This is a genomic window from Micromonospora sp. RTGN7, assembly GCF_033804645.1.
Classification (GTDB): Bacteria; Actinomycetota; Actinomycetes; order Mycobacteriales; family Micromonosporaceae; genus Micromonospora.
The window spans coordinates 377,014-401,563 of the sequence record NZ_JAPZLF010000001.1 but is presented as its reverse complement, the minus strand read 5'-3'; the positions used below and the strand labels follow the sequence as shown (position 1 = coordinate 401,563).

The following is a 24,550-nucleotide window of genomic DNA, read 5'->3' as shown; positions in this document are numbered from 1 at the left end:
TGGCCCCTTTCCTCGCTGTCGCGGTCAGCTCGCCGGGCCGTCGGCCAGCCGCCGACCGACGCGCTCGGCGGCTTCGGACAGATCAGACCAGCTGCGGGCCGTGGTCACCCGGCCGACACCGCCGGAGAGACAGAACGTGAGGATACCCGGGAAGACCGACACCCCGGTCTCGCGCAGCAGGTCACGGAAGCAGCGGTACGAGTCGTCCCAGCCGGGGAACTCGATGGCGAGGTTGATCGAGTAGGGGGCCGGGTGGACTATCGCCCGGGCCTCGTTGAACACCGCCGTGGCGCCGTCGCGCAGGGTCAGCAGCCCGTGCTCCCGGTTGATCCGGTCGTTGCGGTACGCGACGTAGGTGGCGTTGAGCAGGGCGGCGTCCATCGGGTACGTCGCCTCGAACTCGGCAAGCTCGGCCGGACCGACCTCCTCCCGGCCGCAGATCAGCCAGCGTTCCATCCGGGCCAGCACCTCGACCAGGGTGTACAGGAACGACGGCGGGCCGCCGAACGTGGTCGAGGCGTACTCGTAGTAGTCGGCGATGAACCCGGCGTCCGCGGTGATCCAACCGACCTTCAGCCCGGGCGCCGACCAGGCCTTCGACAGGCTCGACACCCGGATGACGTTCGGCGCGGCTCGCAACGCCCCGGCCCGGCGGGGGGCGCCCAGCCACTCGTGGCACTCGTCGAGCAGGATCATCGTGCCCGGCCCGGCCGCGGCGATCAGTCGACCCAGCTCCTCCTCGCAGACGGCGGCCCCGGTGGGGTTGCCGACCGTCTGGAGGAGGATCAGCGGGGTGGCCGGGGTGACCGCGGCGATCAGCGGCTCCAGCGACATCTGTCCGTCGGCGGACGGGAGCGGCACGAGCCGCACCGGGCGGCGACGGGCGACGGACTCGACCAGCGGCGGGTAGTTGGGGATGCCACAGAGCACCGGGTGGTCGGTCTCGCCCCGGCCGTGCAGGATGAAGTCGGCCAACGAGCTGACCGCGAAGGTGCCGCCCATGGTCAGCGCGATCTCGTCGACGGTGTAGGGGGCGCCCTCGATGCGCTCGTTCTCGTACGCGGCGACCGCCTCGCGGGCCGGGACCCGCCCACGGGAGTCGGAGTAGCCGTACCAGTCCTGGTCGAGCGCGAAGCGGAGGCAGTCCTTCAGGGACTCGGGCAGGCCCCACTCCTGCTCATCGACGGATCCGCTGGAGAGCAGGACGGTGTCGGGTGTCGCCAGGTCACCGTAGAGGTCGTCGCGGAAGTACGAGTTGAACAGCTCCTTGACGAACCGCACGGTGGCCCGCGACCCGAGCACCTCGTCGGGCGTCAGGGATTGCCGGGGGGCCGTCGACCGCCACCGGTCGGCGAGTCCGGGCCGGTGGCTGGCCGCACCGAGTTCGTGTTCCACCCGGCCGAGCCACAGGTCGCGCAGCTCCATCGGGTCGCCCGGGTCCTTGGCCCGGGCGAACACGTCCAGCACCCGGCTGTCGACGACCGGCAGGAGTCGACTGTCGGACGGGGCACTGGCCCGGGCCCGTTGGGCCGCGGCGTGTGCCTCGTCCGGGACCACGGCGGACCGCTGCCGGGGCACCGGGGCGAACAGTTGCATCTTCTTCTCCGATCGGGGCGGGACGGGGCGTTGCCGTGGCGGGCGGGTCACACGACACGCAGGCGTCGCAGATGCCGCCGGTGCGGAGAGGCGACGGCCGGCCCGGCGGTGCGGCCGTGGAAGAAGAACCTGTTGTCGATGACGACGAGGAGACCGGCCCGCCAGTGCACGCTGGAGGCCGACTCCGCCGAGTACATCGCGCGGAGCAGGTCGGCGATGGCGTCGTTGACGGTGTCCGCGTCGGCGTCACCGTGGCTGGTCCACTCCAGCGGCTGGGCGAGGAAGTCCCGGAAGGTGAACACGCATCGCCCGTCCTCGTACCGGACGATGGGCGACAGGCGGGCGTCGTGCCGGTACCGCACCTGGCTGAGCGTGGCGAGGCTGGCCGGGTCCATGGCCGCTGCGACGGCCCGCATGGGCACCAGGACGGTTCGCGCCGACGTCGCGTCACCCGGATCGTGGCACAGCAGCACGATGTACCGAGGCTGATCGCCCGGCGGCCGGCCGCTGCCCTCGGTGTGCAGGGACAGGTAGTTCGTGGCGAACGGCTGCAGGGCGACATCGCCGGTCCGGTTGTGCTCGCTGCGCAGGTTGAGGATCACCCGCTGCTCGACGTACGGCTGGACGGCCGGATCGGTCTCGGGCATCGCGGTGCCGAGCAGGCGGCCGAGGGCGAGGAAGCGGTCGTCGGAGAGGGAATCGTCGAGCTGGACGAGGCCGAGACCGTGGGTCTCCAACTGTGCGGTGAGCGCATCCGCCGCCGCCTCGGGAAATTGCTGGGATTCGGCCGTGAGGGCGGTCACATCGGGCCCCGGAAGCTCGCGCCCACCCAACAGGCCCTCACGCAACGTGAGGTACTGGTGTGTCGAGTGTCCTTCGAGGAATGTTCCGTCGGTCATGTCACTCCCGTGCTCGACCCGGGCAGCGCCGGGGCTTGGGCTGCCGACTTTCGGCAGGTCGGATTCCGGTGAGCCCGCCGTGCGCAGTGAGACAATGCCATACCTCGGCGCTCTCCACTAGACTCGATCAACATGGTCGATCTGCTCCCACCCCGCACCGACGGCGCATCCACCGATGACTCTCCGTCAATGTCACCGATCACCGACCCGCGTACCGGCAGCGAACGGTCCCGTGGTCGGCCCGGCCGGGAGGCCGAGGTCGCCGCGGTCGTGACGGCGGCCCGCCGGGCGCAGCCGGCGTGGTGGCGACTCACCGCCCGGGACCGGTCCCGCCGGCTGCTGCGGCTGGCCGACCGGATCGAGGAGCGGGCGGAGGACTTCCTCCGGGCGGAGCGGGCCGGCACCGGCAAACCGGCCAGCGAGATCAGCGGTGAGCTGGAACAGTGCGCGGACGTCCTGCGGTTCTACGCCGGTGCGGCGCGGTCCGACCTCAGCCCCGCGAGCGGGCGCCGGATCCCCGATCGGGAGAGCTGGGTACGGTGGGAGCCGCTCGGGGTCGTCGGCGTCATCGTGCCGTGGAACTACCCGCTGCTGATGGCGGCGTGGCGGCTCGGTCCCGCCCTCGCCGCCGGCAACACGGTGGTACTCAAGCCGGCACTGACCACTCCGGACAGCGCGGTGCTGCTCGCCCGGCACGCCGACGACCTGCTCGGGCCGGGCGTGCTCGGCGTGCTGCCCGGCGACCGGCGTACCGGCCAGCTCCTCGTCGAGAATGACGTGGACGCGATCGCCTTCACCGGCAGCAACGCGGGGGGCGCCGACGTGGTGGCCCGGGCCGGCGTGCGCCGGGTGAGCCTGGAACTGGGCGGCAACGCCCCCGCTCTGGTGTTGCCCGACGCGCCGGCCCACACCTATCAGGGCCTCGTGGACGCCTGCGTCTACAACGCCGGGCAGAGCTGCGCCGCCCCGGCCCGGGTCATCACGCTGCGGGACAACCACCGGGAGACCGTCGAGCGGTTGGCCGACGCGATGCGGCAGCGCCGCGCCGGCGTCGACTTCGGCCCGTTGAACAACCCCGACCAGGCGGCCCGGTTCGACCGGATCATCGCCGAGAGCGCCGCGCGGACCAGGCACGCCGCCGAGCTGAGCGTGACCGCGGAGGAGACCCACGGATACTGGCGGGCCGGCATGATCCTGGCCGACCTGCCCGACGACGACCCGGCGGTTCTCGGCGAGGTGTTCGGCCCGGTGCTGACGGTCCAGGCCGCCGACGACCCGGCGCACGCGGTCGCCCTCGCCAACTCCGTGCCCCAGGCGTTGGCCGCCAGCGTCTGGGGCTCCGACGCCGGCCTGCTGCTGCGCCTCAGCGGCGAGCTGGACGCCGGGGAGGTGTGGGTCAACTGCCATCTCGACCAGACCGCCGAGCTGCCGCACGGCGGTCGGCGCGGCTCCGGTCACGGTACCGACCTCAGCGTCCTGGCGCTGGCCGAGTACCAGCGCCCCAAGACCGTCACCGTCCGACTCTCCTGCCCCGGGGCGCGGCCCGGCCTCCGCGGCGGCGCGGCCGGGGGGCCGCCGGGCCGCGCCGGGCTCCCGTCCGTGCGGGGCGACGGGCTGGCCTGGCCGGGCCGGGGCCGCCGGTCGACGGGGCCGGGCCACGGCGGTCAGCCCGTGGGCCCGGGCAGCGGTTTGTGGAGATAGGCCCAGGACCGTCCGGACGGGTCGGAGTGCGTCGGCCCGCACGGCACGAAGCCGAGGCCGGTCAGCAGCGACCAGGTCGGGGCGAGGTCGGGGTTCGCCTCCGAGCGCAGGCTGTCGGCTCCGGAGGCCGCCGCGACCTGGACCGCCCGGCGTAGGCACCGGACCCCGATCAGGGAACCGGCGGCCAGTTCGTCCGGATGCACCGACAGCCGGCTCAGATAGTGGGGCTGCCGGGCGGCCGGGAACGGCACCGTTGAGGCGTCGTAGGGGGCCTCGGCGGTCAGGGTGAACATCCCGACCGCGCGACCGCCGACCCGCAGCAGGTGCACCGCGCCGGCCTCGACCCGTTGCCTCGTGGTCGCCAACCGCCGAGCCGGCGCCGGTGATCCGGTCGCCGCCGCCTGGTGGGCGTCCGAGGCGCAGAGCAGGTCGTGCACCTCGACCGGATCGTCGGCGACCGCCCAGCCGTCGGGAAGCGCCGCCTGCCCCGATGCCGGGTCGGTCACTTCACCAACGTCATGCGCTTGGTCGACTCGATCGGCATGTGCGGTACGCCGAAGGCCAGGATCTCGAGCACGTCGTCCACTTCGGGGTTGGTCTTGACGCCGTGGGCGAAGTTGGCCGGCACGTACACCGTGTCGCCCTCGGTCATCTCGTAGTCGACGCCGTCGACGTGGATGAAGCCCCGGTTGCGCAGCACGTACAGGATGTGGGCGCCGGGGTGGGTGTGCAGCTCGAAGGCGGACCCCGGCTGCATGATGAGCCGGTCGGCACCGATCTCCAGGCCGGCGTCGATCATGTCTGACACGCCGGCGACGCCGGCGATGCCGGGCACCACCGAGCCGTCCTCGGTGAAGAGCTTGACCTCGGGGCCGGTGAGCACGTTCTGCACATGCTCGGACATCTCGAAACGCTGATCCGGCATGGTGTCTCCCCACGGTTGGACGTCCCGTCGGTCGTGCCGCGGCCGGCGACGCTGGCTGCCGTACGCCGCATCCGACGGTTTCGTCCCTGAAATAGGTCATGGCTCTGCTTCTGATGTGTATCAAAGGCAGACGCCGGACACAATGTAGGGCTCGGATTGGTTCGCCGCAACCGTGAGAACTGTCTGCGACGGGGTCGGTCGGATTCGTCGACGTGTGCGCCGACCAATCGCGTAACGTGCGACCCGTATCGGCCGCGAAGCCGCAACCCCTACTCAGAAGAGCGAGTTCCCGGTATGGATGACGTCCTGCGTTCTGTCGTTGAGATCGCCCACCGCCACCTGTCCCCGAAGGCCGGCGCCGTGCTGCGGGAGGATCCGGACGCAGATCTGGCCGCCCTCGGCCTGACCTCGCTCAGAACGGTCGACTTCATGGTGGAGCTGGAGGAGCGGCTCGGTGTGGAGCTTCCGGAGGAGGCGATCCACGCGGAAACTTTCCGCACCGCGCGTACCGTCGCCGACGCCCTCCGTCAACTTCCGCGAGAGTCGGCACGTTGAGTTGCTGATCAGCGCTAGATGAGTCACCAATGAGTTCGGGTCGAAAAGCACGAGCCTTCCTGCCGAATTGTCCGGCATTGAAGCAAAACAAAATCCGCATTCTCGCTGTCACGCGGGACGCGGATGATCCGGTACTGTCCGAGCCAATTGCGAACGAACTAGTCACGAGGGGTATGTGACATGGGTGGCGGCGTCTTGGACCCGGCGATGTGGACTCCGCTGCGGGACGGCGCGGGCGGGCCGGACCTCGTGCTCACCGTCGACTTCGGTGGGGCCAGGCCGGAGGCCGGGTTCGTGGAGCTGGCCGCCCGGCTGCCGGCCGACCGCACCGTGCTGGCCACCCGGCCGCCGGACCGGGTCGTCGACGACCCGGCGGACGCAGCCCGGCAGATCGACGCCTGGCGGGACGCGGTCCTCGCCACCGGGGCGCGAGTCTCGGCGGTGATCGGGTACTGCTCCGGCGCGGCCGTGGCCGCCCGCCTGGCGCAGGACCTCACCGCCCACCGACACCGGGTCGGCCTGGTGCTGGTCGATCCCGCGGTGGCGACCCACGAACTGCTCCTGGACGCGTACCGCAATTCGATCGAATCGCTGGGGGCGGTGCTCGACCAACCGCCGGACACCGGCGACGAGGTATCCGGTCCGGGACCGGGGCGTACCGGGATGGTGGACCTGGCCCGGCGGCTGGGCGACAGCTACGCCCGCGTTGCCGGCCAGGTCGGCCGGGAACTGGAGCTGGACGACGAACTCGTCGAGGACCTCGTCGTCAGGTTCCAGCGCTACCTGTCGTACCTGGTGGTGGCCGCCGTCGCCGAGCTGCCGGCATCGCTCACCGGGCAGTCGGCCGCACTGCCGGTGCTGACCGTCCTCTCCGCCGTGCACCCCGAGGACGCCGTGCCGATCGTCGGCGACCGCCGGGTCCGGTTCGACATCTCCCGCGCCGACCTGCTCGCGGACGCCGGAGTCGGTCGGCTGGTGGCGGAGTTCATCACCGGGCGGTCGGCGACGCCAGCCCCAGGTCCCGGTAGAGCGCGTCACTGATCCGGTGCCAGATGGACTTGCCCGCCGCGAAGCCGGGCAGACCGTTGCCGTTGAAGGCCACCACCAGATCGTGTTCCGGGTCGACGTACGCCATCGGTGACGACCCGTGGCCCTGGTGGCCGAAGGTGCGGGGACTGGTGTGTGACCCGTAGTAGGCGTACTCCTCCCCGTGCCGTCTGCTCTCCAGGGTCAGGCCCAACCCGAAGTCGATGAGGGGGGCCTCGTCGAAGAAGCTCAGTCGCTGCGGTCGGATCATCTGCTGGACGGTAGGCGTGTCCAGCGGGCCTTCGGGCCCGGCGTTCCGCGCGTCGCCGACCGCGAGGCGGCAGAGCAGCTCGTAGAAGCGGGCCATGCTGCGGGCGCTGGCCCACAGCCCCTCACCGGGGTGCCTAATTTTGTGGACCACGCCGCTGGCCAGCAAGCGCCGGCTGGCGGCACCGGTCTGCGCCTCCTGCGGGCTGCTGAACTGCGCCGCCCGGTGCTGGTGGTAGGCGCCCACCCGGCCGCCGAGCGCCCGTAGCTCGTCTGCGGAGAAGCCGTAGTGGTACGTCGCGCCGAGCGGGCCGGCGATCTCGTCGGTCACGAACCGGTCGAATTCCCGACCGTCCACCTGCCGTATCACCTCCGAGAGCGTCAGCCAGCCGATGGCCGAGGAGGAGTACGACGGCTGCCGGCCGGGCACGTCGTCCGGGTGTAGCCGGGCCCCGAGAGCTCCCCGAACCGCCCGCTCATAGCCCACCGAGTAGGGGTCGGCGTCGGCCGGATCGTCGGTGAGTAGCCGTCCGGAGGAGTGGGTGAGCAGGTGGCGGAGGGTGATCGCGTTCTTGCCGCCGACGCCGAACGCCGGCAGGTAGGTCGCCACCGGCTCGTTCGGGTCGAGTGACCCGCGGCGCCACAGCTCGGCCAGGGACGCCGCGACCAGCGGCTTGCCGCCGCTGAACCAGGGTAGGAGGTCGTCGGGCTCCAGCGGCGTGCTGTCCTCGCGGTGCCCGGCGACCAGGTCGTGCACCGGCTCGCCGGCGATCGAGACGTAGAGCTGGACGCCGAGGTGCCGGACCTCCCCGAGCGCCTCGGCGAGCGCCCGGTCCAGCTCACCGGCGGCCGAACGGGCTGCCCGCCGGTCGGCCGCCGGCTCGTCCCGGTGGTGCTCGGCGCGTAGGACGGCCAGCCGTTCGGCGAACCGGCGCGGGGTGGATGCCGAGATGAGCGTGTCGAGGGGGATCGGCAGGCCGAGCGTCCGGCGTACCCGTTGGAGAAGCTGGATCGCCAGCAGCGACCGGCCGCCGGAGGCGAAGAAGTCGGCGTCCGCCGACAGTTCGGGCTGGTCGAGCAACTCCCGCCATAGAGCGAGCATGTCGGCCAGGAGCGGCTCGTCGCGGTCGACCGATCGCGACTCCGCCGGGAGGGGTCGGCGTGGCGACTCGTGGTCGACGCGTTCGTCCGGCTCGCTCTCCAGCATCATGGTCCTCTCGAACAACGGCCGGCGCACCTCAGGCGCAGGATTCCTGAGGCCACGACGGCGTCCGGTCGCTGGCCGGCCCGTGGGGCGGCGGACCCGCCCGGCCGGTCGTGGCGGTCATCGTAGTCGGCAGGGGACACCCCGTCCTGACCGTGGTGGCGACGTGGCCGATCGGCCGGAACGGGATGCGCCGGCCGCGCGGATGCCGCCGGCCGCGACGGTGGTCACCCGGGCGGCCACCCTCGGTCACGACGGGGTTGGTCCGGTCGGGCGCCGCCGGTCTCCGGCCACCCGATCGTCGCGACGATTGCGCAGGTCAGAGGGGATCGGCGGCGGGCTCGGGCGGGCTCCGACGGAGCACCCCTGGACGCTATTGATCACCCGATCCACTCCTGCTAGCGTCGGTGCCGCATCGGGGATCAACTGTGTTACATGTGCTGATTGTGGCTGAGGGCAGTGACCACAGGGGACGTAGCGACGTGACAGTCAGTGAGCGCACCGCTGCGACCCGGTCCGACCGGATGCCACGACCCGGACCGTGATCATTGCCCGGCCAGGTCGTCGGCGGGCTTCCGCCCGACAGACCCGTTCCGGCGTCCATCAACCATCACCCGGGCTTGTCGGCCCCGCTCACCCGGTGGGGTCCGGCCAGCCGCCGTAGGGTGGGCCGGATCTGCCCGGCCTTGGCGGTGACGCGCCAGCGCCACGGCTCGGTTCGGCTGACGCAGCACGGCCCGGCGAAGCATCGAGGCGGAAGGGACGGATCAGGCAGGTGGCAGGCTTCAGTGGCGTTGCCGGTTGGCCGAGGCGCTGGTGGTCCGGTGTCCGCGAACTGCCGAAGGTCGAGGCGATCCTGCTCGTCAACACCCTCGTCGGGTGCGTCGGGTTCGGCCTCTACACCGCAGTCAGCGTCATCTACTTCTCCACCTTCGCCGACGTGTCGGCGGTACAGGTGGGGCTCGGTTTCTCGCTCACCGCCTCGGTCTGGATCTTCGCGGCCGGGCCGGTCGGCCGGCTGGTCGACCGGATCGGACCCCGCGAGATGACCATCGGAGCCGGTGCGGTGCAGGGGATCCTGCTCGCCTGCCTGCCGCTGATCAACGGCGTCGCCTCGTTCCTGATCCTGATGTGCACCCTCGGCATCGCCGAACGGGGGGCCAGCGTCAGCCGGGAGGCGCTCCTGGCGCAGCTCGTCGACGAGAAGCGCCGGGTGGTCACCGCCGCACGGAGCCGCAGCGTCGCCAACATCGGCCTCTCGGTGGGCACCGCGCTGGCCGGCGTCGCACTCGCGGTGAACACCCGGACGGCGTTCGTCGTGCTCCTGGTCTGCTACGCGCTGCTCACCCTGGGGGTCAGCGCGATCAGCCTCCAGTATCCCCGGGTGCCCGGCCGGCGGGGGACCACCCGCAGCGGCCCCCGTGGGGTCTTCCGGGATCCGCCGTTCCTCGCGGTGTCCCTCCTCTCCGGTCTCGTCTCCATCTATGACACGGTGCTGGTGATCGGCCTGCCGCTGTGGATCGCCCACCACACCAACATTCCGACCACGATCTTTGCCGGGCTGATCATCGCCAACACCCTGCTCATCGTCCTGTTCCAGGTCCGGGCCGCGCGCGGCGTCGAGTCGGTGCCCGACGCGCGCCGGGCCCTCGTCCAGGGCAGCCTGGCCGCCGCGTTCGCCTGTGCCATCTTCGCCGTCACCGCCTGGACCGACACCGCCGTGCTGGCCGGGGCGATCCTCGCCGCCGGCGTCCTGCTGCTTACCGCCGGTGAGCTGCGCGCCGCAGCCGCAGACTGGGCCCTCCGGTTCGAGTTGGCCCACCGCGACGCCCAGGGCGAGTACGGAGCCATCCACTCCCTCGGGTCGACCATCCGGTCGATCTGCGGTCCGGTCCTGGTGACATACCTGCTGAGCGTCTGGACCGACACGGGCTGGTTCGTCCTGGTCGTCATCTTCCTGGCGCTCGCCGCCGCGACCGGGCCCGTCGTCGGATGGGCGCAGCGCACCCGCGACCGGTACACCCCCGCCGGCAGCCACCCCGCGCCGGTCCCCTCCGCCACCGACGGCGTCGCCGACGAACCGGTGCCGACTGCTCAACCCCAGGGAGCGACGCGATGAGCCCGCTGGTGCCGGCTAGCCCCGAGCAACGTCGACTGTGGCTGGTAGATCGGCACGAGGAGGGGGGTGCGGCCTACACCGTGCTGCTGGTCTGGCAGGTGTACGGCGAGCTGGACGTGCCGGCCCTCGAGGCGGCCCTCGACGCGCTGGTGGCCCGGCACGAGGCGCTGCGCTGCGCGTTCGTCGACGACGGCGACCAGGTGCAGATGCGCGTCAACGAGGCGACCGCCGGCAACCTGCGGGTGTCGACCGCGTCGGGAGCCGAGCAGGCCGAGGCCGAGTTGGCCGCGTTCCTCGACCGGCCGCTGAGCCTGCAACGCGGTGAGGTGTTCCGGGCGGCGCTCTGGACGCTGCCGGAGCAGGAGGCGCTGCTCGCCTTGGTCATGCACCACGCGGTGGTGGACGGCTGGTCGGCCGCCAACCTGGCCGAGGACCTCTCCGCTCTATACGCGAGGCCGGCCGACACCGAGGGGGCCGGCCCGGACCTGCCGCCGGTTCCGGGGCTGGCCGAGTTGGCCGCCCTGCAGCGCCGGGAGCGCACCGAGCAGACGCAGCAGGAGGCGGTCGGCCACTGGCGGGAGGTGCTCCGGGGTGCGCCCGCCGAGCTCGACCTTCCGGTCGACCGGGCCCGCCGCCCCGACCTGCTCGACTGGCGTGGTGGCATCCACACCCACGAGCTGGACCGGTCGACGGCCCAGGCGCTCAGGAAGCTGGCCGCCGACCGTCGTACCACCCCGTTCGTGGTGGCGATCTCGGTGCTCGGGGTCTTCCTCGCCCGGTGGTGCAACGTCGACGACCTGGTGATCGGCGTGCCGGTCGCCGACGACCGCGATGAGGTGACCGAACGGGCTGTGGGCTTCTTCGTCAACACGTTGCCGATCCGGCTCGACCTCAGCGGCGACCCGTCCTTCGACGAGCTGATCGACCGTACCCAGGCCCGCGCGTTCGAGGCGCTGCTGCACCGCGAGGCGCCGCTGGACCTCATCATCCGGTCCCTGGAGCTGGACCGGACCTCCGGGACGCATCCGCTGTTCCAGGTCATGATGACCTACCAGAACGTGCCGGAGTTGCACCTGCGGCTCGGCTCCGCCCGGGTGCACAACCGTCCGGTGTTCCCGTCCGGCGCGAAGTTCGACCTGCTGGTCGACCTGCTGCCCCGGGGCGAGGGCCTGAACGTGCGGTTCGAGTACCGCACCGCCCTCTTCGACGACCGGTCGATCGCCGACGCCGTCGGCTCGTACGTCGAGGTGCTGCGCCGCTGCCTCGCCGACCCCGGCGTCCGGGTGGGCGAGATCGACCTGCCCGCCGGGGAGCGGATGGCCGAGCGGACCGCCGAGCAGGCCATCGACTCGGTGCGGCAGCCGGCGGCCACGCCCCCGTCGGTGCTCGCCCTGATCGCCGACGCGGTCCGGGCCGAGCCCGAGGCGATCGCGGTGAGCTGTGGGGAGGCCCGGCTCACCCGGCGCGAGCTGTGGGGGGCCGGTCTCCGGCTCGCCGCCCGGCTCCGTGCCGCCGGCGTCACCCCGGGGGTGCCGGTCGGCTCGTACCTTCCCCGGGGTGTCGGTCTGCTGGTGTCCCTGCTGGGCATCTGGGGGGCGGGCGGGGTGTACGTGCCGCTGGACCCGCGCAACCCGCTGCCGCGCAACCTGTTCATCCTCGATGACGCGGGAATCGGGGTGCTGGTCGCCGAGCGGGCGGTCCCCGAGCTGGGCCGGCGCACCGCGGTGCTGCTGGGTGAGGACGGCGACACCGGCCCCACCGTCGGGGAGTTCCCGGCCGACCCCGGGTCGCCGGCGTACGTCATGTACACCTCCGGCTCCACCGGCCACCCGAAGGGTGTGTTGGTGGGGCACGGCAGCCTGGTCGGGCTGATCGCGGAGATGGAGCGGCTGGTGTGCCCGGCTGCCGGGGACCGGATGGTCGCGTCGACGACGGTCACCTTCGACATCTCGCTGGTGGAACTCTTGCTGCCGCTGAGCGCGGGTGTCGAGTGCGTGGTCGCGGACGACGCGACCGCGGCCGATCCGGTCCGGCTCGCCGAACTCGTCCGGGACCGTGGCGTGACCGTGGTGCAGGCGACGCCGAGCGTGTGGCGGATCCTCGCCGAGCACCTCGGCACCGGGGTACGGGTGGCGATCTGCGGCGGTGAACCGTTGACCGTGGAGGTCCGTGACGCGCTGCTGGGCCTGGCCGGGCGGGCGTTCAACGGGTACGGCCCGACCGAGGCCACCGTCTACTCGTCGGCCTGGGAGATGACCTCGGGGGAGATCTCCGTCGGCGTGCCGCTGCGCAACAACCGGTTCCTGGTGCGGGACCGGTGGGGCCGCCCGGCCCCCGCCGGCACCTGGGGCGAGCTGTGGATCAGCGGCCCGGCCCTGTCGCACGGCTACCTGAACCGACCCGAGCTGACCGCCGAGGCGTTCGTGACGATCGCCGGGATCGGGCGCGGCTACCGCACCGGTGACCGGGCCCGGCGTACCCGCGACGGCCGGTACCAGCTACGTGGCCGGGTGGACGACCAGTTGAAGCTGCGCGGCTACCGGATCGAGCCGGGCGAGGTGGAGAGCGCGATCAACCGGCTGCCGGGGGTGAGTGGTTGCACGGTCGTCGCGGTCGACGTCGACGACAACCGCAGCCTCGCGGCACTGGTGGTGCCCAGCGAGCGGGACGGGGCGAGCGCCGCCGTCGACGACTGGCGCACCCAGTGGGAAGAGGTCTACACCGACCTGGACCGGTCGGAGTTCAGCGGCTGGACGAGCAGCCTGACCGGCGAGTACTACCCGGACGCGGTGATGCGGGAGTGGTCCGGCCACACGGTCGACGCGCTGTCGCGCCTCGGGTTCGCCCACGTGCTGGAGATCGGGGCGGGGTCGGGGATCGTGACCCGGCCGCTGGCGCGTAAGGCCACGACCTGGCTGGCCACCGACATCTCGGCGCGGTCCGTGGACGCGCTGAACGCGGACCGGGAGACGCTGGGCCCTGGGTTCGCGGCGCTGCTGAGGTCGGCCGACGAGTGGGACGGGCTGCCGGATCGGTTCGACCTGATCGTGCTCAACTCGGTGATCCAGTACTTCCCGAACCGGGCGTACCTCGACGAGGTGCTGGGCGCGTGCCTGGACCGCCTGTCGCCCGGCGGCCGGCTCTTCCTCGGCGACCTCCGTTCGTGGCCGCTGGCGCGGGCGCACTACCGGGCGACGGCCGAGGCGCGGCATCCCGACGCGGACGAGCCGCAGCTGGTCGCGGCGGCCGACCGGCTCGCCGACGCCGAACGGGAACTGCTCGTCGACCCGGCGTACCTGTACCGGCTCGCCGGGGACCGGGGCGACCTGCGGGTCTCCCTGCGGCCCAAGCACCTCACCGCCTGGAGCGAGATGTCCGCGTTCCGGTTCGACGCGGTGCTGACCAGGGATGGGGCGCCGACCGCGCCCGACCGTGCCCCCGCCGAACACGTCTGGCGGACGCCGGAGGCGTTCGAGGGGATCTGCGCCCTGGTGGGCGACGGCCGTGACCCGGTGGTGGTCCGGGGGATACCGAACGCCCAGAATGCGGCCTGGCTTCCGGCCCCGGCGCAGCCGGCGACCCCGGCGACCCCGGCTGCGCTGGTGGAGCTGGCCCGCGCCCACGGCTGCGCCGCCGTGGTACGCGTCGACCCGCGCGACGCCACCCTGCTCTGCGCCTACCTCGACCGGTCCGCCACGGCCGCCCGGCGGCACGCGGAGTGGGACGCCGCGCGGTCCACGGTGGATCCGGACCGGCCGCTGGTCGGTGAGCCGCGGCGGTCGCCCGCGGCCGGGTTCGACCCGGACGACGCGATCGAGCGGCTGCGCCGGATCCTGCCGGCCTACCTGGTGCCCCACGTGATCGTCATGGTGCCGGCGCTGCCGCTGCTGCCCAGCGGCAAGGCCGACCGACACCGGGCGCGGCAGCTGGTGCGTGACCACGTGCGGGCCGGGCAGGGCCCGACCGCCCAGCCGGCCGACCCGCTGGAGGCGGCCGTGCGCGACGCCTGGGCCCGGGTGCTCGGCCACGACAGCTTCGACCGGGCGGATAGCTTCTTCCGCCTCGGTGGCGACTCGCTCGGCGCGGTACGTGTGCTGGCGGACCTGCGCCGCCGACTAGGGGTCCAGCTTCGCCTGCCGCAGTTCGTGCAGGCGCCGACGTTCGCCGGACTGTGTGGGTCGGTGCGCGCGCTCGCGGCGCCGCCGGGCGCCGGGGACTGCTGAGGGGTTGGGGCGGATGAGGGGAGCGGCAGGGTGACGGGTTCAGGGGGCACGGCGATGGTCGACGACACGGTGCTCGGCCTCTTCGAACGGTCGGTGCGGGAGCACCCGGACCGACCGGCGGTCAGCGACGGCGGCCGCCGGTTGACGTACGCGGAACTCGACCGCGAGTCCGACGCCGCAGCGTCCGGGCTGCGGGCCCGGGGGGTGGGCGTCGAGGACCGGATCGGGCTCTACGTCGAGCGGTCGGCCGACCTGTTCGTGGCGATCCTCGGGATCCTCAAGGCGGGCGCGGCCTACGTGGCGGTGGACAGCCGGTACCCGGACGGCCGACGGGACCTCATGCTGCGGGCCGGCGGCGCGAAACTGATCATCGGCGAGCCGGCGTGGCGGGACCGGTTGGCGCACCTCGCGGCCGAACTGGTGACGCTGGCCGAGCTCTCCGAGGTGTCCCCGGCCGGTCCGGCCGGTCCGGTGGCGGCGGCCGTCGAGCCGGACACTGCGGCCAGCGTGCTCTTCACCTCCGGTTCCTCCGGGGAGCCGAAGGCGATCGTCCTGGAACACCGCAACCTGGTGTCGTTCGCACTCAACCCGGGGCTGCCCCGGCTCACCTCGGCCGACCGGTCGGGCCAGATCTCCAGCGTGTCGTTCGACGCCTTCCACTTCGAGATCTGGACGACGCTGGCCGCCGGCGCCGAGGCGGTCGTGCTGCCGCCGGTCCCGGAGCTGCTGGCCGCCGACTTCCAACGGCAGATGAAGCGGTACGGCATCACGGCGATGCTGGTGCCGACGATGGTGGTCAACCACGTGGTCCGGGAGGACCGGGACGCGTTCGCCTCGCTGCGGATCCTCCAGGTCGGCGGGGACGTGCTCCAGCCGTCCGCGTGCCGGGACCTGCTGGGCGGCCGGTTCGCCGGGGAGCTGTACAACCTCTACGGACCGGCCGAGATCACCACGGCCTGCACCGCGTACCGGGTGACCATGGCCGACGCCGAGAGTGACCTGGTCCCCATCGGCGCACCGCTGCCCGGGGTGAGCGCCCACGTGCTCTCCCCGCAGCTGCGGGAAGTCGGGGATGGTGAGACCGGGGAGCTGTTCATCGGTGGGCCGGGGGTGGCCCGCGGCTACCAGGACCAGCCGGAGCTGACCGACGAGCGGTTCCGGACGCTGACCGGCGACGACGGCCGTCCGGTCCGGGTCTACCGCACCGGTGACCTGGTCCGCCGACGCGACGACGGGGCGCTGGAGTTCATCGGCCGGGTGGACGACCAGGTGAAGATCCGGGGTTACCGGGTGGAGCCGGGCGAGGTGGAGCGGGGCCTGCGCCGCCAGCGTCAGGTCCTCGACGCGGTCGTCCTGCCCGACGGGACGGCCGACGACCGGCGGCTGATCGCCGTGGTCGTGGTCGACGGCACGCCCGGCGTCGCGGAGCTGCGGGCCCAGGCGGCACGCGACCTGCCGGACTTCATGGTGCCCAGCCACTTCATCGTGGTGCCGCAGATCCCGGCCACCGAGCACGGCAAGCGGGACACCGCGGCGCTGCGCGAGTTGCTGGATGCCCATCGCCTGCGCCGGGAGAGCCATCTGCCGCCCGGCACGGAGACCGAGCGGTACCTCGTCGAGCTCTGGGAGCGGCTGCTCGGCGTGGAGAACATCGGCCGCAACGAGAACTTCTTCGCGTTGGGTGGTCACTCCCTCCAGGCGTTCCAGATGCACCGGCGGATCAGCCGGGACCTCGGGGTGAAGCTGCCGTTCCAGGCGCTGCTGGCCAACACCGTCCTGGCCGACCTCGCGGGCCTGATCGACCAGTCCGTGGCGGGGGGCGGGGCGGCGTGACGGCCGCAGCGGGTATCGACCTGACCGACGTCGACCTCTTCGTCCGGGGCGCGCACCTCGACGCGTTCGCCACGCTGCGGGCGGACGACCCGGTGTACTGGAACGAGGGGGCCGACGGCAGCCGCTTCTGGGCGTTGACGAAGTACGACGACGTGCAGTGGGCGTACCGGGAGCACGAGGTGTTCAGCTCGTCGCGGGGCGCCGTCGTCGGTGGCTCCTTCCAGAGCGCCGATGACACCGCCGCCGGCCGGATGCTGGTCGTCGCCGACCTGCCCCGGCACCGGCTGCTCAAGCAGGTCATCCACCCGGCGCTGTCCGGCGCGGTCGTGGGCGCGGTGTCCGCGCAGGTCGCCAAGCTGGTCGACCAGGCGGTCGACCGGCTGCTCGCCGACGGGGGTGGCGACTTCGCGGTGGACGTCGCCACCGAACTGCCGGCCGGGGCGCTGATGACGATCATGGACATCTCCTGGACGGACGCGCACGAGCTGATCCAGTTGACCAGGCGCATGGTCGGCTACCGCGACGAGGTCTTCGTCGACACGGGCGACGACGCCCGGCTGCGCCTGGCCTGGTTACAGGCGGAGATCTTCGACTTCTTCGAGGACCTGCTGGCGCAGCGGCGTCGGCGACCGGGGAACGACTTCGTCAGCCTGCTCGCCCAGGCGAGGATCAACGACCGTCCGCTGGCCAGCGACGAGATCCTCTACAACTGCATGAACCTGGCCGTCGGTGGCAACGAGACGTCGTCGTACACCGCCTGCACCGGCCTGCTCGCGCTCATGCAACACCCGGAGCAGCACGAGCGGCTGCTCGCCGACCACAGTCTGCTCGGCACGGCGCTGGACGAGATGCTGCGCTGGAGCTCCACCAACGCGTACGTGCAGCGGGTGGCGAAGCGCGACGTCGAACGCCGGGGCCGGCAGATCCGCGCCGGTGACTCGGTGACGCTGTGGAACGTCTCGGCCAACCGGGACGAGGAGCAGTACCCGGACGGTGACGTCTTCGACGTCGGGCGCACCCCGAACCGGCACCTGACCTACGGCTCGGGCATCCACCGCTGTATCGGGGCGCCGGTCGCCCAGGTCGAACTGTCGCTGCTGTTCCAGCGGCTGCTCACCGCCGGTGTGCGGTGCGAGCCCGCCGGCGAGCCACGCCGACTGCGGTCGAACTTCATCCTCGGCATCACCTCCCTGCCGGTGCGGATCGCCTGAGTCCGGATGGTTCAGCCGCCCCGTTGGGGCGTTACGCGGCTGTCTCGGCAGCCGCACGAATTGGTCGATCCGACCAGGTGGCCGGGGGCGTGGCCCGTTCACCGGGCATTCGGTGGAAAGCCGCACCGAATGCCCTCTCGATCATATTCGGCGCGTTTCCCACGCCATCCGCACGTCGTATTTGGCGAAATTGGTGACGGTCCCGGGCGGCGGTCTCCCGGAGCACGTCGCTGATCATTCGGTGGTCGCCGCCACCGGTTGGGGCCTCCAGCAGCCCGAAAGCCCTGCCATCGGCGCTTCTCGTCAGAGCAAGGGCCGTCCGGTTCGTTCCTCTGTCCGGTAGTCGACACGCCCGTGGGCGTACCCGTGGCGTGCCAGGTCAGCACGTCCGGCCGGAACGATCATCGGATTGGCGGACGCCAATAAGTCGACTTTGATCGGCCTGTGACGGGGAACACACTTGCCTCCAACTTGGACGCTGGGACATCCTTGCTCACGAATATCCGCGGGGGGTTTGGAGAACGATGCTCTTGTCATTCGAGGCCATCATCATCCACACAGATTCTGGGGCCGCGCGGTGAACTCGAATAGCGACCTCACTCTCCTGGACGTCACATTGCGTGACGGTGGTTATGTCAACGGACACAGCTGGACGACGCGCGAAGCCGAAGCGATTGTCCGCACCGTCGGCGCGTCCGGCGTTCCCTACGTCGAGGTCGGGTACTTCCGCGAGGTGCACGAGCCGCAGCGTCCGAGCGCGAGTTGCCCGCCCGCGTACCTCGCCGCGCTCGCCGCCGTGACCGACCCTCCGCGGCTCGCCGTGATGGTGCGCCCGGGCGAGGTGCCGGTCGCCCGGATCGCCGAGCTCACCGGGCACGGCGTGGCGATGGTGCGCGTCCTCGTCTCCGGCGGCTCCGTCGGGAAGGCCGCCCCCTACGCCGACGCGGCGCGGACGGCCGGGCTCGCGGTGGCGATGAACCTGACCAGGGTGAGCGAGCGCACGGACGACGAGATCGTCGCCGCGGTCCGGGCCTGTGCCGACGCGGGCGCGCAGCTGGTGTACCTCGCCGACTCCAACGGCAGCCTGGACCCGGAGACGGTCACCGAGCAGGTCGGCGCGGCGGTGGCGGCCAGCCCGGTGCCGATCGGGTTCCACCCGCACGACAACCTCGGACTGGCGTTCATCAACGCCAAGGCGGCGATGGCGGCGGGCGCCACCGCCGTGGACGCCTCGATCGCCGGCATCGGCAAGGGCGGCGGGAACCTCCGGCTGGAGGTCATCGTCGCGCACCTGATCGTCCGGCACGGCGCGGGCCTGCGGCTCGATCCGATCGCCGCCGACCAGACGACGCTGGCCGCACGGCTGCGCATGCTGGCCGACGGCAGCACCAAGGCCGTCCTCACCGGCCTGCTCGACCTGAACCTCGACGGCGCGGCCGAGTTCTACGACATGGTCGCCGCGAACGGGTACGACGCGACCATTTTGACCATGTCCGACCAGTGACCGTCGCCCGGGGCGTGGGCAGCGCCGAACGCGGTGCGCCCACCCGAGTCCGTGCGTCAACCCGACAAGGAAAGGGGAGCCCGATGACCGACTTCGTAGCCGAACTCGACCGGATGATCGGCGAGCGGAAGAAGATGACCAGCGAGCTCTACCAGACGATCCTCGCCGGCAAGGCGACGGAGCGACTGCTGCAGAACTTCGTCCTGCACCGCTGGCCGATCAAGAGCTTCTGGACCCGCAACATCCTGGGCATAGCCTCGCGGATCGAGGACTACCGGCTGCGGGTGCTGCTGGTGGAGAACATCTACGAGGAGGAGACGGGAAAACTGTCGGACTCCGGCCGTCACCTCGACACCTTCGCCGACTTCGGCGCGGCCGTCGGCGTGAGCGCCGAGGCGCTCGCGAAGGCGCCGGTGGCCCCGGAGACCGCCGCGGTGATCGCGCACAACGTCCGGGTCTGCAACGGCGAGGCGCACTTCACCGAGGGAGTGGCGTCCGTGTTGTTGCTGATGGAGGGCCAGCCGCCGATCACCAACGACAGCGGCAGGAGCATGCTGTCGGTGATGCGCGACGTGTACGGGCTGCCGGAGAAGGGCTACGAATTCTTCGTCCACCACGCCTCGGCCGACGCGGGCGACGGCGCGGTCAGCGAGCTTGAGGACGAGCACGCCGCGGCGGCCCGCGAGCTGCTGCGCCGCTACTGCGACACGCCGCTACTGCAGGAGAACGCGATCGCCGCGCTGGCCACCGCGCTGGAGCTGCGGCACCGCCACTTCGACATGATCCTCACCAGTTCGTACGAACCCGCGGAGCCCGTGTTCCGCCGCGCTGCGTGAGCGCGTCGTCGGCCAACGGCCAGGCCGCCGAGGGCTGGCCGCTGGCGCACCACCGTGGCGCGCTGGTGCCGAAGGGGCAGGCGACCCTGCCGATGGGCAGCATCGCCCTGCGGTACGGGGTCTCGGTGTTCGAGGGGATCCGGCTGTACCGCAAGGCATCCGGCGGGGTCACCCCGTGGCTGCTGGCACCGCACCTCGACCGGCTGCGTAACTCGTGCCGCCTGATGGGGCTCGACGACCTCTGCTGCGACGACGTGCCGGCGATCATCGACGAGCTGGTGGCGGCGCAGGCGATCGACGCGGACGGCTACGTGCGGGTCGCGGTCAGCGCGGCGAACGTCGGAGGCATCGACGAGGAGGCGGAGGCCGCGCTGACCGTCACCATCGCCCCCTCCGGGCGCAAGCGCTGGCTGGCCCGGGGCGAGGGCATCCGGTTGGGCGTCAGCTCGTGGCAGCGGCCGTCGGACGCGGTGTTCCCGAACGAGGCGAAGAACATCTCGGCGTACGCCGGCCCGCGCATCGCGCTGACCGAGGCGAAGCGGGCTGGCTTCGACTCGTGCGTGCTGCGGACGGCCGAGGGGTTGATCAGCGAGGCGCCGACCGCCACGGTGTTCCTGGTCGAGGGCGCCACGGTGGTCACCCCGCGCCTCGGCGACCACGTGCTGCCCGGGGTGACGCGGGCCTGGGTGCTGGCCACGGCGCGGGCGTTGGGTTACGACGCGGTCGCCGACGCGGTGACCGAGGACCGGCTCGCGGCGGCCGACGAGGTGGTGCTCTGCGGCACCGGGCTGGAGTTCGGCCCGGTGCGCTCGGTGGCGGGAATGGAGCTGTCCGGGTGGCCGGTCTGCCCGGTCACCACCGCCCTGGTGGACACCTACTTCGACCAGGTGCGCGGCCTCGCCCCACCCACCCCGGTGGACTGGGCGCTCACGTCCGGGAGGGTGCGTTGAGCGTGTCCGGGCTGATCGACTGGCCGGCAGCCCTGCTCCTCGCCCACGTCACGGTGTCCCGTGCGGCGGAGACCGAGCGGGCGGTGCGGGCCGCGCTGGCGGCCGGCCCGGTGTTCCGGAACAGGGACTTCCCGCTGTCACCGGTTCCGGTGCTGGTCCGCGACGACCGGGCGCAACTGCTGCAACCGCTGCTCACCCGGTACGTGGACCTGCTCGGCAAGGCCGGATCGCTGTGGCGTTCCCGGGCGGACGTGCGGGCGTTCTACGCGCTCGGCTCCGCCGCCGACCGGCTGGTCGCCGCCGACCGGGCGCTCGGAGACGCGCCCTGGGTGTGCCGGCTCGACGGCTACCTGGAGGCGGGCACCGAGCGGCTGCGGGTGCTGGAGAACAACGCGGACTCGCCGGCGGGCACGCTCTTCACCGCCCGGATCAACGAGACCGTCGCGGCCGTCGTCCGGGAGTTGACCGCCGGGGAGGTCCGCCTGACCGAGTTGACCTACAGCGGCGAGGACCGCTTTCTCGACGGCCTGCGGGCGGCGGCCCGGGCGGCGGCGAGGCGCGAGCCGGGCAGGTGCGCGGACCCGGCCCGGATCGCCGTGCTCCAGCCTACGGGCGCCGCCAACCGGGAGAGCGTCGAGCTGGTCGAGCGGATGCGCTCCGTCGGGGTCGACGCGTTCCTGGCCGACCCGCGCGCCGTCGACGTCGACGGCACCCGAACCCGGTTCGACGGCCGACCGGCCGACCTGTGCTGGAACAAGGTCAACACGGTCTCCTGGGTGGCGTACTGCGCCGATGAGGAGTTCGTCGCCCGGTGGGAACGGGCGGTCCGGGACACCGCGATGGTGCACGTCAACCCGTTCGGAGCCCGCTACGTGGCCGAGAACAAGCTGACGCTGGCGTTCGTCCAGCAGCCGGAGTTCGTCGACCTGTTCACCCCGGACGAGCGGGCGCTGGTGGCCGGCCTGCTGCCGTGGTCGCGCAAGCTCACCCCGGGCGCGGTGGACGACGACGGCACCCCGCTGGCCGAGCGGCTGCTGGCCGACCCCCGCGAGTTCGTGCTCAAGCAGGCCTACGACATCCGGGGCGACGGGGTCACCATCGGCCACGACTGCCCGCCGGGCGCCTGGCGGGAGGCGGTGGCCGCTGCGGTGCGCGGCGGGCACGTCGTCCAGCGTCGGGTCGTGCCGACCAGTTACCCGGTCGTGGAGCCCGGCGTGGGGCGGGTGAGCGCCCTGCCGATCAGCCTGGACACGTACCTCCTGGGGGGACGGGTCGCGGGCTTCGGCGCGAAGGCCAGCCGGAACTCAAAGATCAACATTTTTCAGGGAGGCCAGAAGTTGGCTGTTCATGTCGTCGCGGGCGGTACCCGGTGAGCGCCCTCGGTGCGGCGCTGGCCGCACACGGCACGGCCGCGGTCAGCGACGCGCTCGACCTTGCCGGAGTGTCGAGCACCCTCTGGGGAGTGCGACGCCTCTCGGGCACGGGAATGGTCGTCGGCCCGGCCTTCACCGTACGGTTCGCACCGGTCGCCGACGGCGTGCGGGCCCCGGCGGCGGACTTCATCGACGACGTTCCCCCCGGATCGGTCGTCGTGATCGCCAACGAGGGACGACACTGCACCGTGTGGGGCGACATCCTCGCCGAGGTCGCCCTGGCCAGGCGGCTCGCCGGCACGGTCGTCGACGGCTACTGCCGGGACATCGACGGCATCCGCGAACTCGGCTATCCGATGTGGGCGCGGGGCGCCTTCATGCGCTCCGGCAAGAACCGGGTGCGGATGGCCGCCGCGCAGGAGCCGGTGACCGTCGGCGCCGCCGACGACCGGATCACCGTGCGCCCCGGCGACCTGGTCGCCGCCGACGGCAGCGGCGTGGTCGTCGTACCCCGAGGCCTGGTGGACGAGGTCGTGGAGACCGTGACGCGCGTCGCGGCGATGGAGCGGCTGGTCCTCGCGGACGTCCGCGCGGGCACGCCGCTGCGCGAGGCGCGCGCCAACCACGGCTACAACGAGGTGGCGCGGCGGTCCACCGCCGGAGGGCCGTCGTGACCGGATCCGACCGGGACCGGGCCGCCGCCAAGCCGCTGCGCGCGCCGCTGCTGGTGGGGATCGTGCTGCGCCCGCAGCGGCACTACAAGGTGCCCGAGTGGGAACAGCTCGCCGCTGCCACGGCCGTGGTCATCCAGCTGTGCCTGTTGCTGCACGAGGCGGGCTGGTCCTCGATCTGGCGGACCGGGCCGCTGCTCGACGCGCCGCCGGTCCGCGCGGCGATGGACGTCACGGAGGGGGAGAAGCTGCTCGGGTGGCTCTACGTGGGCCGGCCGGACCCGCCGGCGCCCCGCCCCGACCGTCCCCCCGCCGACCCCCGCGCGTACCTGAGCGTTCTCGGCGCCGAGGCCACCGGACCGGTGTCCCGGTGGTGAACGCGGGCCACCGCGCCGACCCGCTCGCGGTGGCCGAGAAGCCCCGGTTGGGCCCGGAGTTCGGGAAGTTCTGGACGGCGGCCGCCTGCTCCGGCGTCGGCAACGGGATCTCGCTGGCCGCCGCCCCGCTGATGGCCAGCAAGCTCACCGACGACCCCCGGCTGATCGCGGGCGTGACCATGGCGCTGACCCTGCCCTACGCCATCTTCGGCATCCCCGCGGGCGTCCTCGTCGACCGGCTCGACCGCCGCCGGTCGATGGCCGTCATCGACGTCGTCCGGTTCGGGGCCATGGCCGGTTTCGCCGTGACCGTCTTCCTCGGACACACCCACCTCGGCGTGCTCTACCTGTGCTTCTTCGTCATCGGCACGGGCGAGACGTACTACCGCAACGCCGCGCAGGCGCTGGTGCCCTCGATCGTGGCACGCGACGGGCTCATGCACGCCAACGGCCGCCTCGTGGCTACCCAGAGCGCCACCACCCAGTTCGTCGGCCCGCTGGCCGGCGCGGGGTTGTTCGCGCTCACCCCGGTGCTCCCGTTCGGCATCGACGCGATCACGTTCCTGCTCTCGGCGGTGCTGCTGAGTCGGCTGCGGCTGACCGGCCGACAGGAGTTCGTCGGTGCCGCACCGGCCGATTCCGGTGCCGCCCGTCGGCTGCTCGCCGACATGACCACCGGGGCCCGCTGGCTGTGGCGGCACCACCTGCTGCGCAACCTCGCCGCGATGGCCGGGGCGCTGAACTTCGTCGTGGCCGGCGCGATGGCCGTCCTGGTCGTGTACGCCCACGACACCCTCGGGCTCAGCGACCTCGGATACGGCATGCTCCTGGCTGCCGAGGCCGTCGGCGCGGTGCTCGCCGCCCCGGTGGCGCCCGCGCTGGTCCGGCGGATCGGCCGGGACCATGCCCTGGTGGTCGTCGCGGCGACGCACGCCGTGGCCTGCCTGATGCTCTGGCTGGTCCCGACCTGGCCGATGGCGGTCGCCGCGTTCTTCGTCGCCGCGTGCGGCTCGGTCACCTGGGACGTCGTGGTGGTCGCCCTGCGCCAGACCCTCATCCCGGACGGGCTGCAGGGGCGCGTGAACAGCGTCTACCGGCTGGTTGCCTGGGGCGCGATCCCGCTGGGCGCGGCCACGGCGGGCGTGGTCTCGCACCGCTTCGGCCCACCGGCCGTGTACGGCTTCGGCGCGGCGCTGATGGCACTGATCATGCTGCGGGTGCTGTTCGGCGCGCGACGCCGCTGGATCACCCGGGCACTGGAGACGGAGGTGGCGCGGTGA

Annotated in this window: 19 protein-coding genes; 14 read left to right on the top strand and 5 right to left on the bottom strand. The window is 72.4% G+C overall.

What is annotated here, in order from left to right; all coding sequences use genetic code 11:
* Window positions 1-24: 24 nt before the first annotated feature.
* Entirely contained in the window at window positions 25-1,596 is a 1,572-nt protein-coding gene (locus SNR22_RS01720) for a pyridoxal phosphate-dependent aminotransferase (RefSeq protein WP_320064506.1), read from the bottom strand.
* A gap of 47 nt (window positions 1,597-1,643) precedes the next feature.
* Window positions 1,644-2,495: a TauD/TfdA family dioxygenase gene (locus SNR22_RS01715; RefSeq protein ID WP_320064504.1), complete on the bottom strand. Its 852-nt coding sequence runs from the start codon at window positions 2,493-2,495 to the stop codon at window positions 1,644-1,646.
* A 132-nt stretch (window positions 2,496-2,627) separates the two neighbouring features.
* Here SNR22_RS01715 and SNR22_RS01710 point away from each other — a divergent pair, with 132 nt between their 5' ends.
* The gene (locus tag SNR22_RS01710; protein WP_320064503.1) at window positions 2,628-4,196 is read left to right on the top strand and encodes an aldehyde dehydrogenase family protein; all 1,569 of its coding nucleotides are present in this window, start codon (window positions 2,628-2,630) and stop codon (window positions 4,194-4,196) included.
* Here the strand turns inward: SNR22_RS01710 and SNR22_RS01705 are convergent.
* On the bottom strand, window positions 4,160-4,702 hold the full coding sequence (locus SNR22_RS01705) for a hypothetical protein (protein ID WP_320064502.1): 543 nt from the start codon (window positions 4,700-4,702) through the stop codon (window positions 4,160-4,162). The genes SNR22_RS01710 and SNR22_RS01705 overlap by 37 nt on opposite strands.
* Entirely contained in the window at window positions 4,699-5,121 is a 423-nt protein-coding gene (locus SNR22_RS01700; RefSeq protein ID WP_320064501.1) for a cupin domain-containing protein, read from the bottom strand. Before SNR22_RS01700 ends, SNR22_RS01705 begins: the two co-directional genes overlap by 4 nt.
* 294 nt (window positions 5,122-5,415) lie before the next feature.
* Between SNR22_RS01700 and SNR22_RS01695 the strand changes: the two genes are divergently transcribed.
* Window positions 5,416-5,676, top strand: coding sequence for a phosphopantetheine-binding protein (locus tag SNR22_RS01695; protein WP_320064500.1), 261 nt, complete (start codon window positions 5,416-5,418; stop codon window positions 5,674-5,676).
* A 180-nt stretch (window positions 5,677-5,856) separates the two neighbouring features.
* Window positions 5,857-6,717, top strand: a complete 861-nt coding sequence (locus SNR22_RS01690) for a hypothetical protein (protein ID WP_320064499.1) — start codon at window positions 5,857-5,859, stop codon at window positions 6,715-6,717.
* Here SNR22_RS01690 and SNR22_RS01685 read toward each other — a convergent pair.
* On the bottom strand, window positions 6,665-8,194 hold the full coding sequence (locus SNR22_RS01685) for a serine hydrolase domain-containing protein (protein WP_320064498.1): 1,530 nt from the start codon (window positions 8,192-8,194) through the stop codon (window positions 6,665-6,667). The genes SNR22_RS01690 and SNR22_RS01685 overlap by 53 nt on opposite strands.
* Before the next feature lie 754 nt (window positions 8,195-8,948).
* Here SNR22_RS01685 and SNR22_RS01680 point away from each other — a divergent pair.
* From SNR22_RS01680 to SNR22_RS01630, 11 genes are all read left to right on the top strand, one after another.
* Complete coding sequence (locus tag SNR22_RS01680; protein ID WP_320064497.1) at window positions 8,949-10,292, top strand: MFS transporter; 1,344 nt, start codon at window positions 8,949-8,951, stop codon at window positions 10,290-10,292.
* Window positions 10,289-14,515: an amino acid adenylation domain-containing protein gene (locus tag SNR22_RS01675; protein WP_320064495.1), complete on the top strand. Its 4,227-nt coding sequence runs from the start codon at window positions 10,289-10,291 to the stop codon at window positions 14,513-14,515. The genes SNR22_RS01680 and SNR22_RS01675 overlap by 4 nt, the downstream gene beginning before the upstream one ends.
* 30 nt (window positions 14,516-14,545) lie before the next feature.
* Window positions 14,546-16,348 (top strand): non-ribosomal peptide synthetase, encoded by a 1,803-nt coding sequence (locus SNR22_RS01670; protein ID WP_320064493.1) that lies wholly within the window; start codon window positions 14,546-14,548, stop codon window positions 16,346-16,348.
* On the top strand, window positions 16,345-17,559 hold the full coding sequence (locus SNR22_RS01665; protein WP_320064492.1) for a cytochrome P450: 1,215 nt from the start codon (window positions 16,345-16,347) through the stop codon (window positions 17,557-17,559). Before SNR22_RS01670 ends, SNR22_RS01665 begins: the two co-directional genes overlap by 4 nt.
* A 577-nt stretch (window positions 17,560-18,136) precedes the next feature.
* Entirely contained in the window at window positions 18,137-19,063 is a 927-nt protein-coding gene (locus SNR22_RS01660; RefSeq protein WP_320064490.1) for a hypothetical protein, read from the top strand.
* An 83-nt stretch (window positions 19,064-19,146) separates the two neighbouring features.
* On the top strand, window positions 19,147-19,899 hold the full coding sequence (locus tag SNR22_RS01655; protein ID WP_320064489.1) for an iron-containing redox enzyme family protein: 753 nt from the start codon (window positions 19,147-19,149) through the stop codon (window positions 19,897-19,899).
* Complete coding sequence (locus tag SNR22_RS01650; RefSeq protein ID WP_320064488.1) at window positions 19,896-20,849, top strand: aminotransferase class IV; 954 nt, start codon at window positions 19,896-19,898, stop codon at window positions 20,847-20,849. The genes SNR22_RS01655 and SNR22_RS01650 overlap by 4 nt, the downstream gene beginning before the upstream one ends.
* A 2-nt stretch (window positions 20,850-20,851) precedes the next feature.
* Window positions 20,852-22,222 (top strand): hypothetical protein, encoded by a 1,371-nt coding sequence (locus SNR22_RS01645; protein WP_320064486.1) that lies wholly within the window; start codon window positions 20,852-20,854, stop codon window positions 22,220-22,222.
* Window positions 22,219-22,896, top strand: coding sequence for an RraA family protein (locus SNR22_RS01640; RefSeq protein WP_320064485.1), 678 nt, complete (start codon window positions 22,219-22,221; stop codon window positions 22,894-22,896). Before SNR22_RS01645 ends, SNR22_RS01640 begins: the two co-directional genes overlap by 4 nt.
* The gene (locus SNR22_RS01635; RefSeq protein ID WP_320064484.1) at window positions 22,893-23,270 is read left to right on the top strand and encodes a nitroreductase family protein; all 378 of its coding nucleotides are present in this window, start codon (window positions 22,893-22,895) and stop codon (window positions 23,268-23,270) included. Before SNR22_RS01640 ends, SNR22_RS01635 begins: the two co-directional genes overlap by 4 nt.
* Window positions 23,264-24,550: an MFS transporter gene (locus tag SNR22_RS01630; RefSeq protein ID WP_320064483.1), complete on the top strand. Its 1,287-nt coding sequence runs from the start codon at window positions 23,264-23,266 to the stop codon at window positions 24,548-24,550. The genes SNR22_RS01635 and SNR22_RS01630 overlap by 7 nt, the downstream gene beginning before the upstream one ends.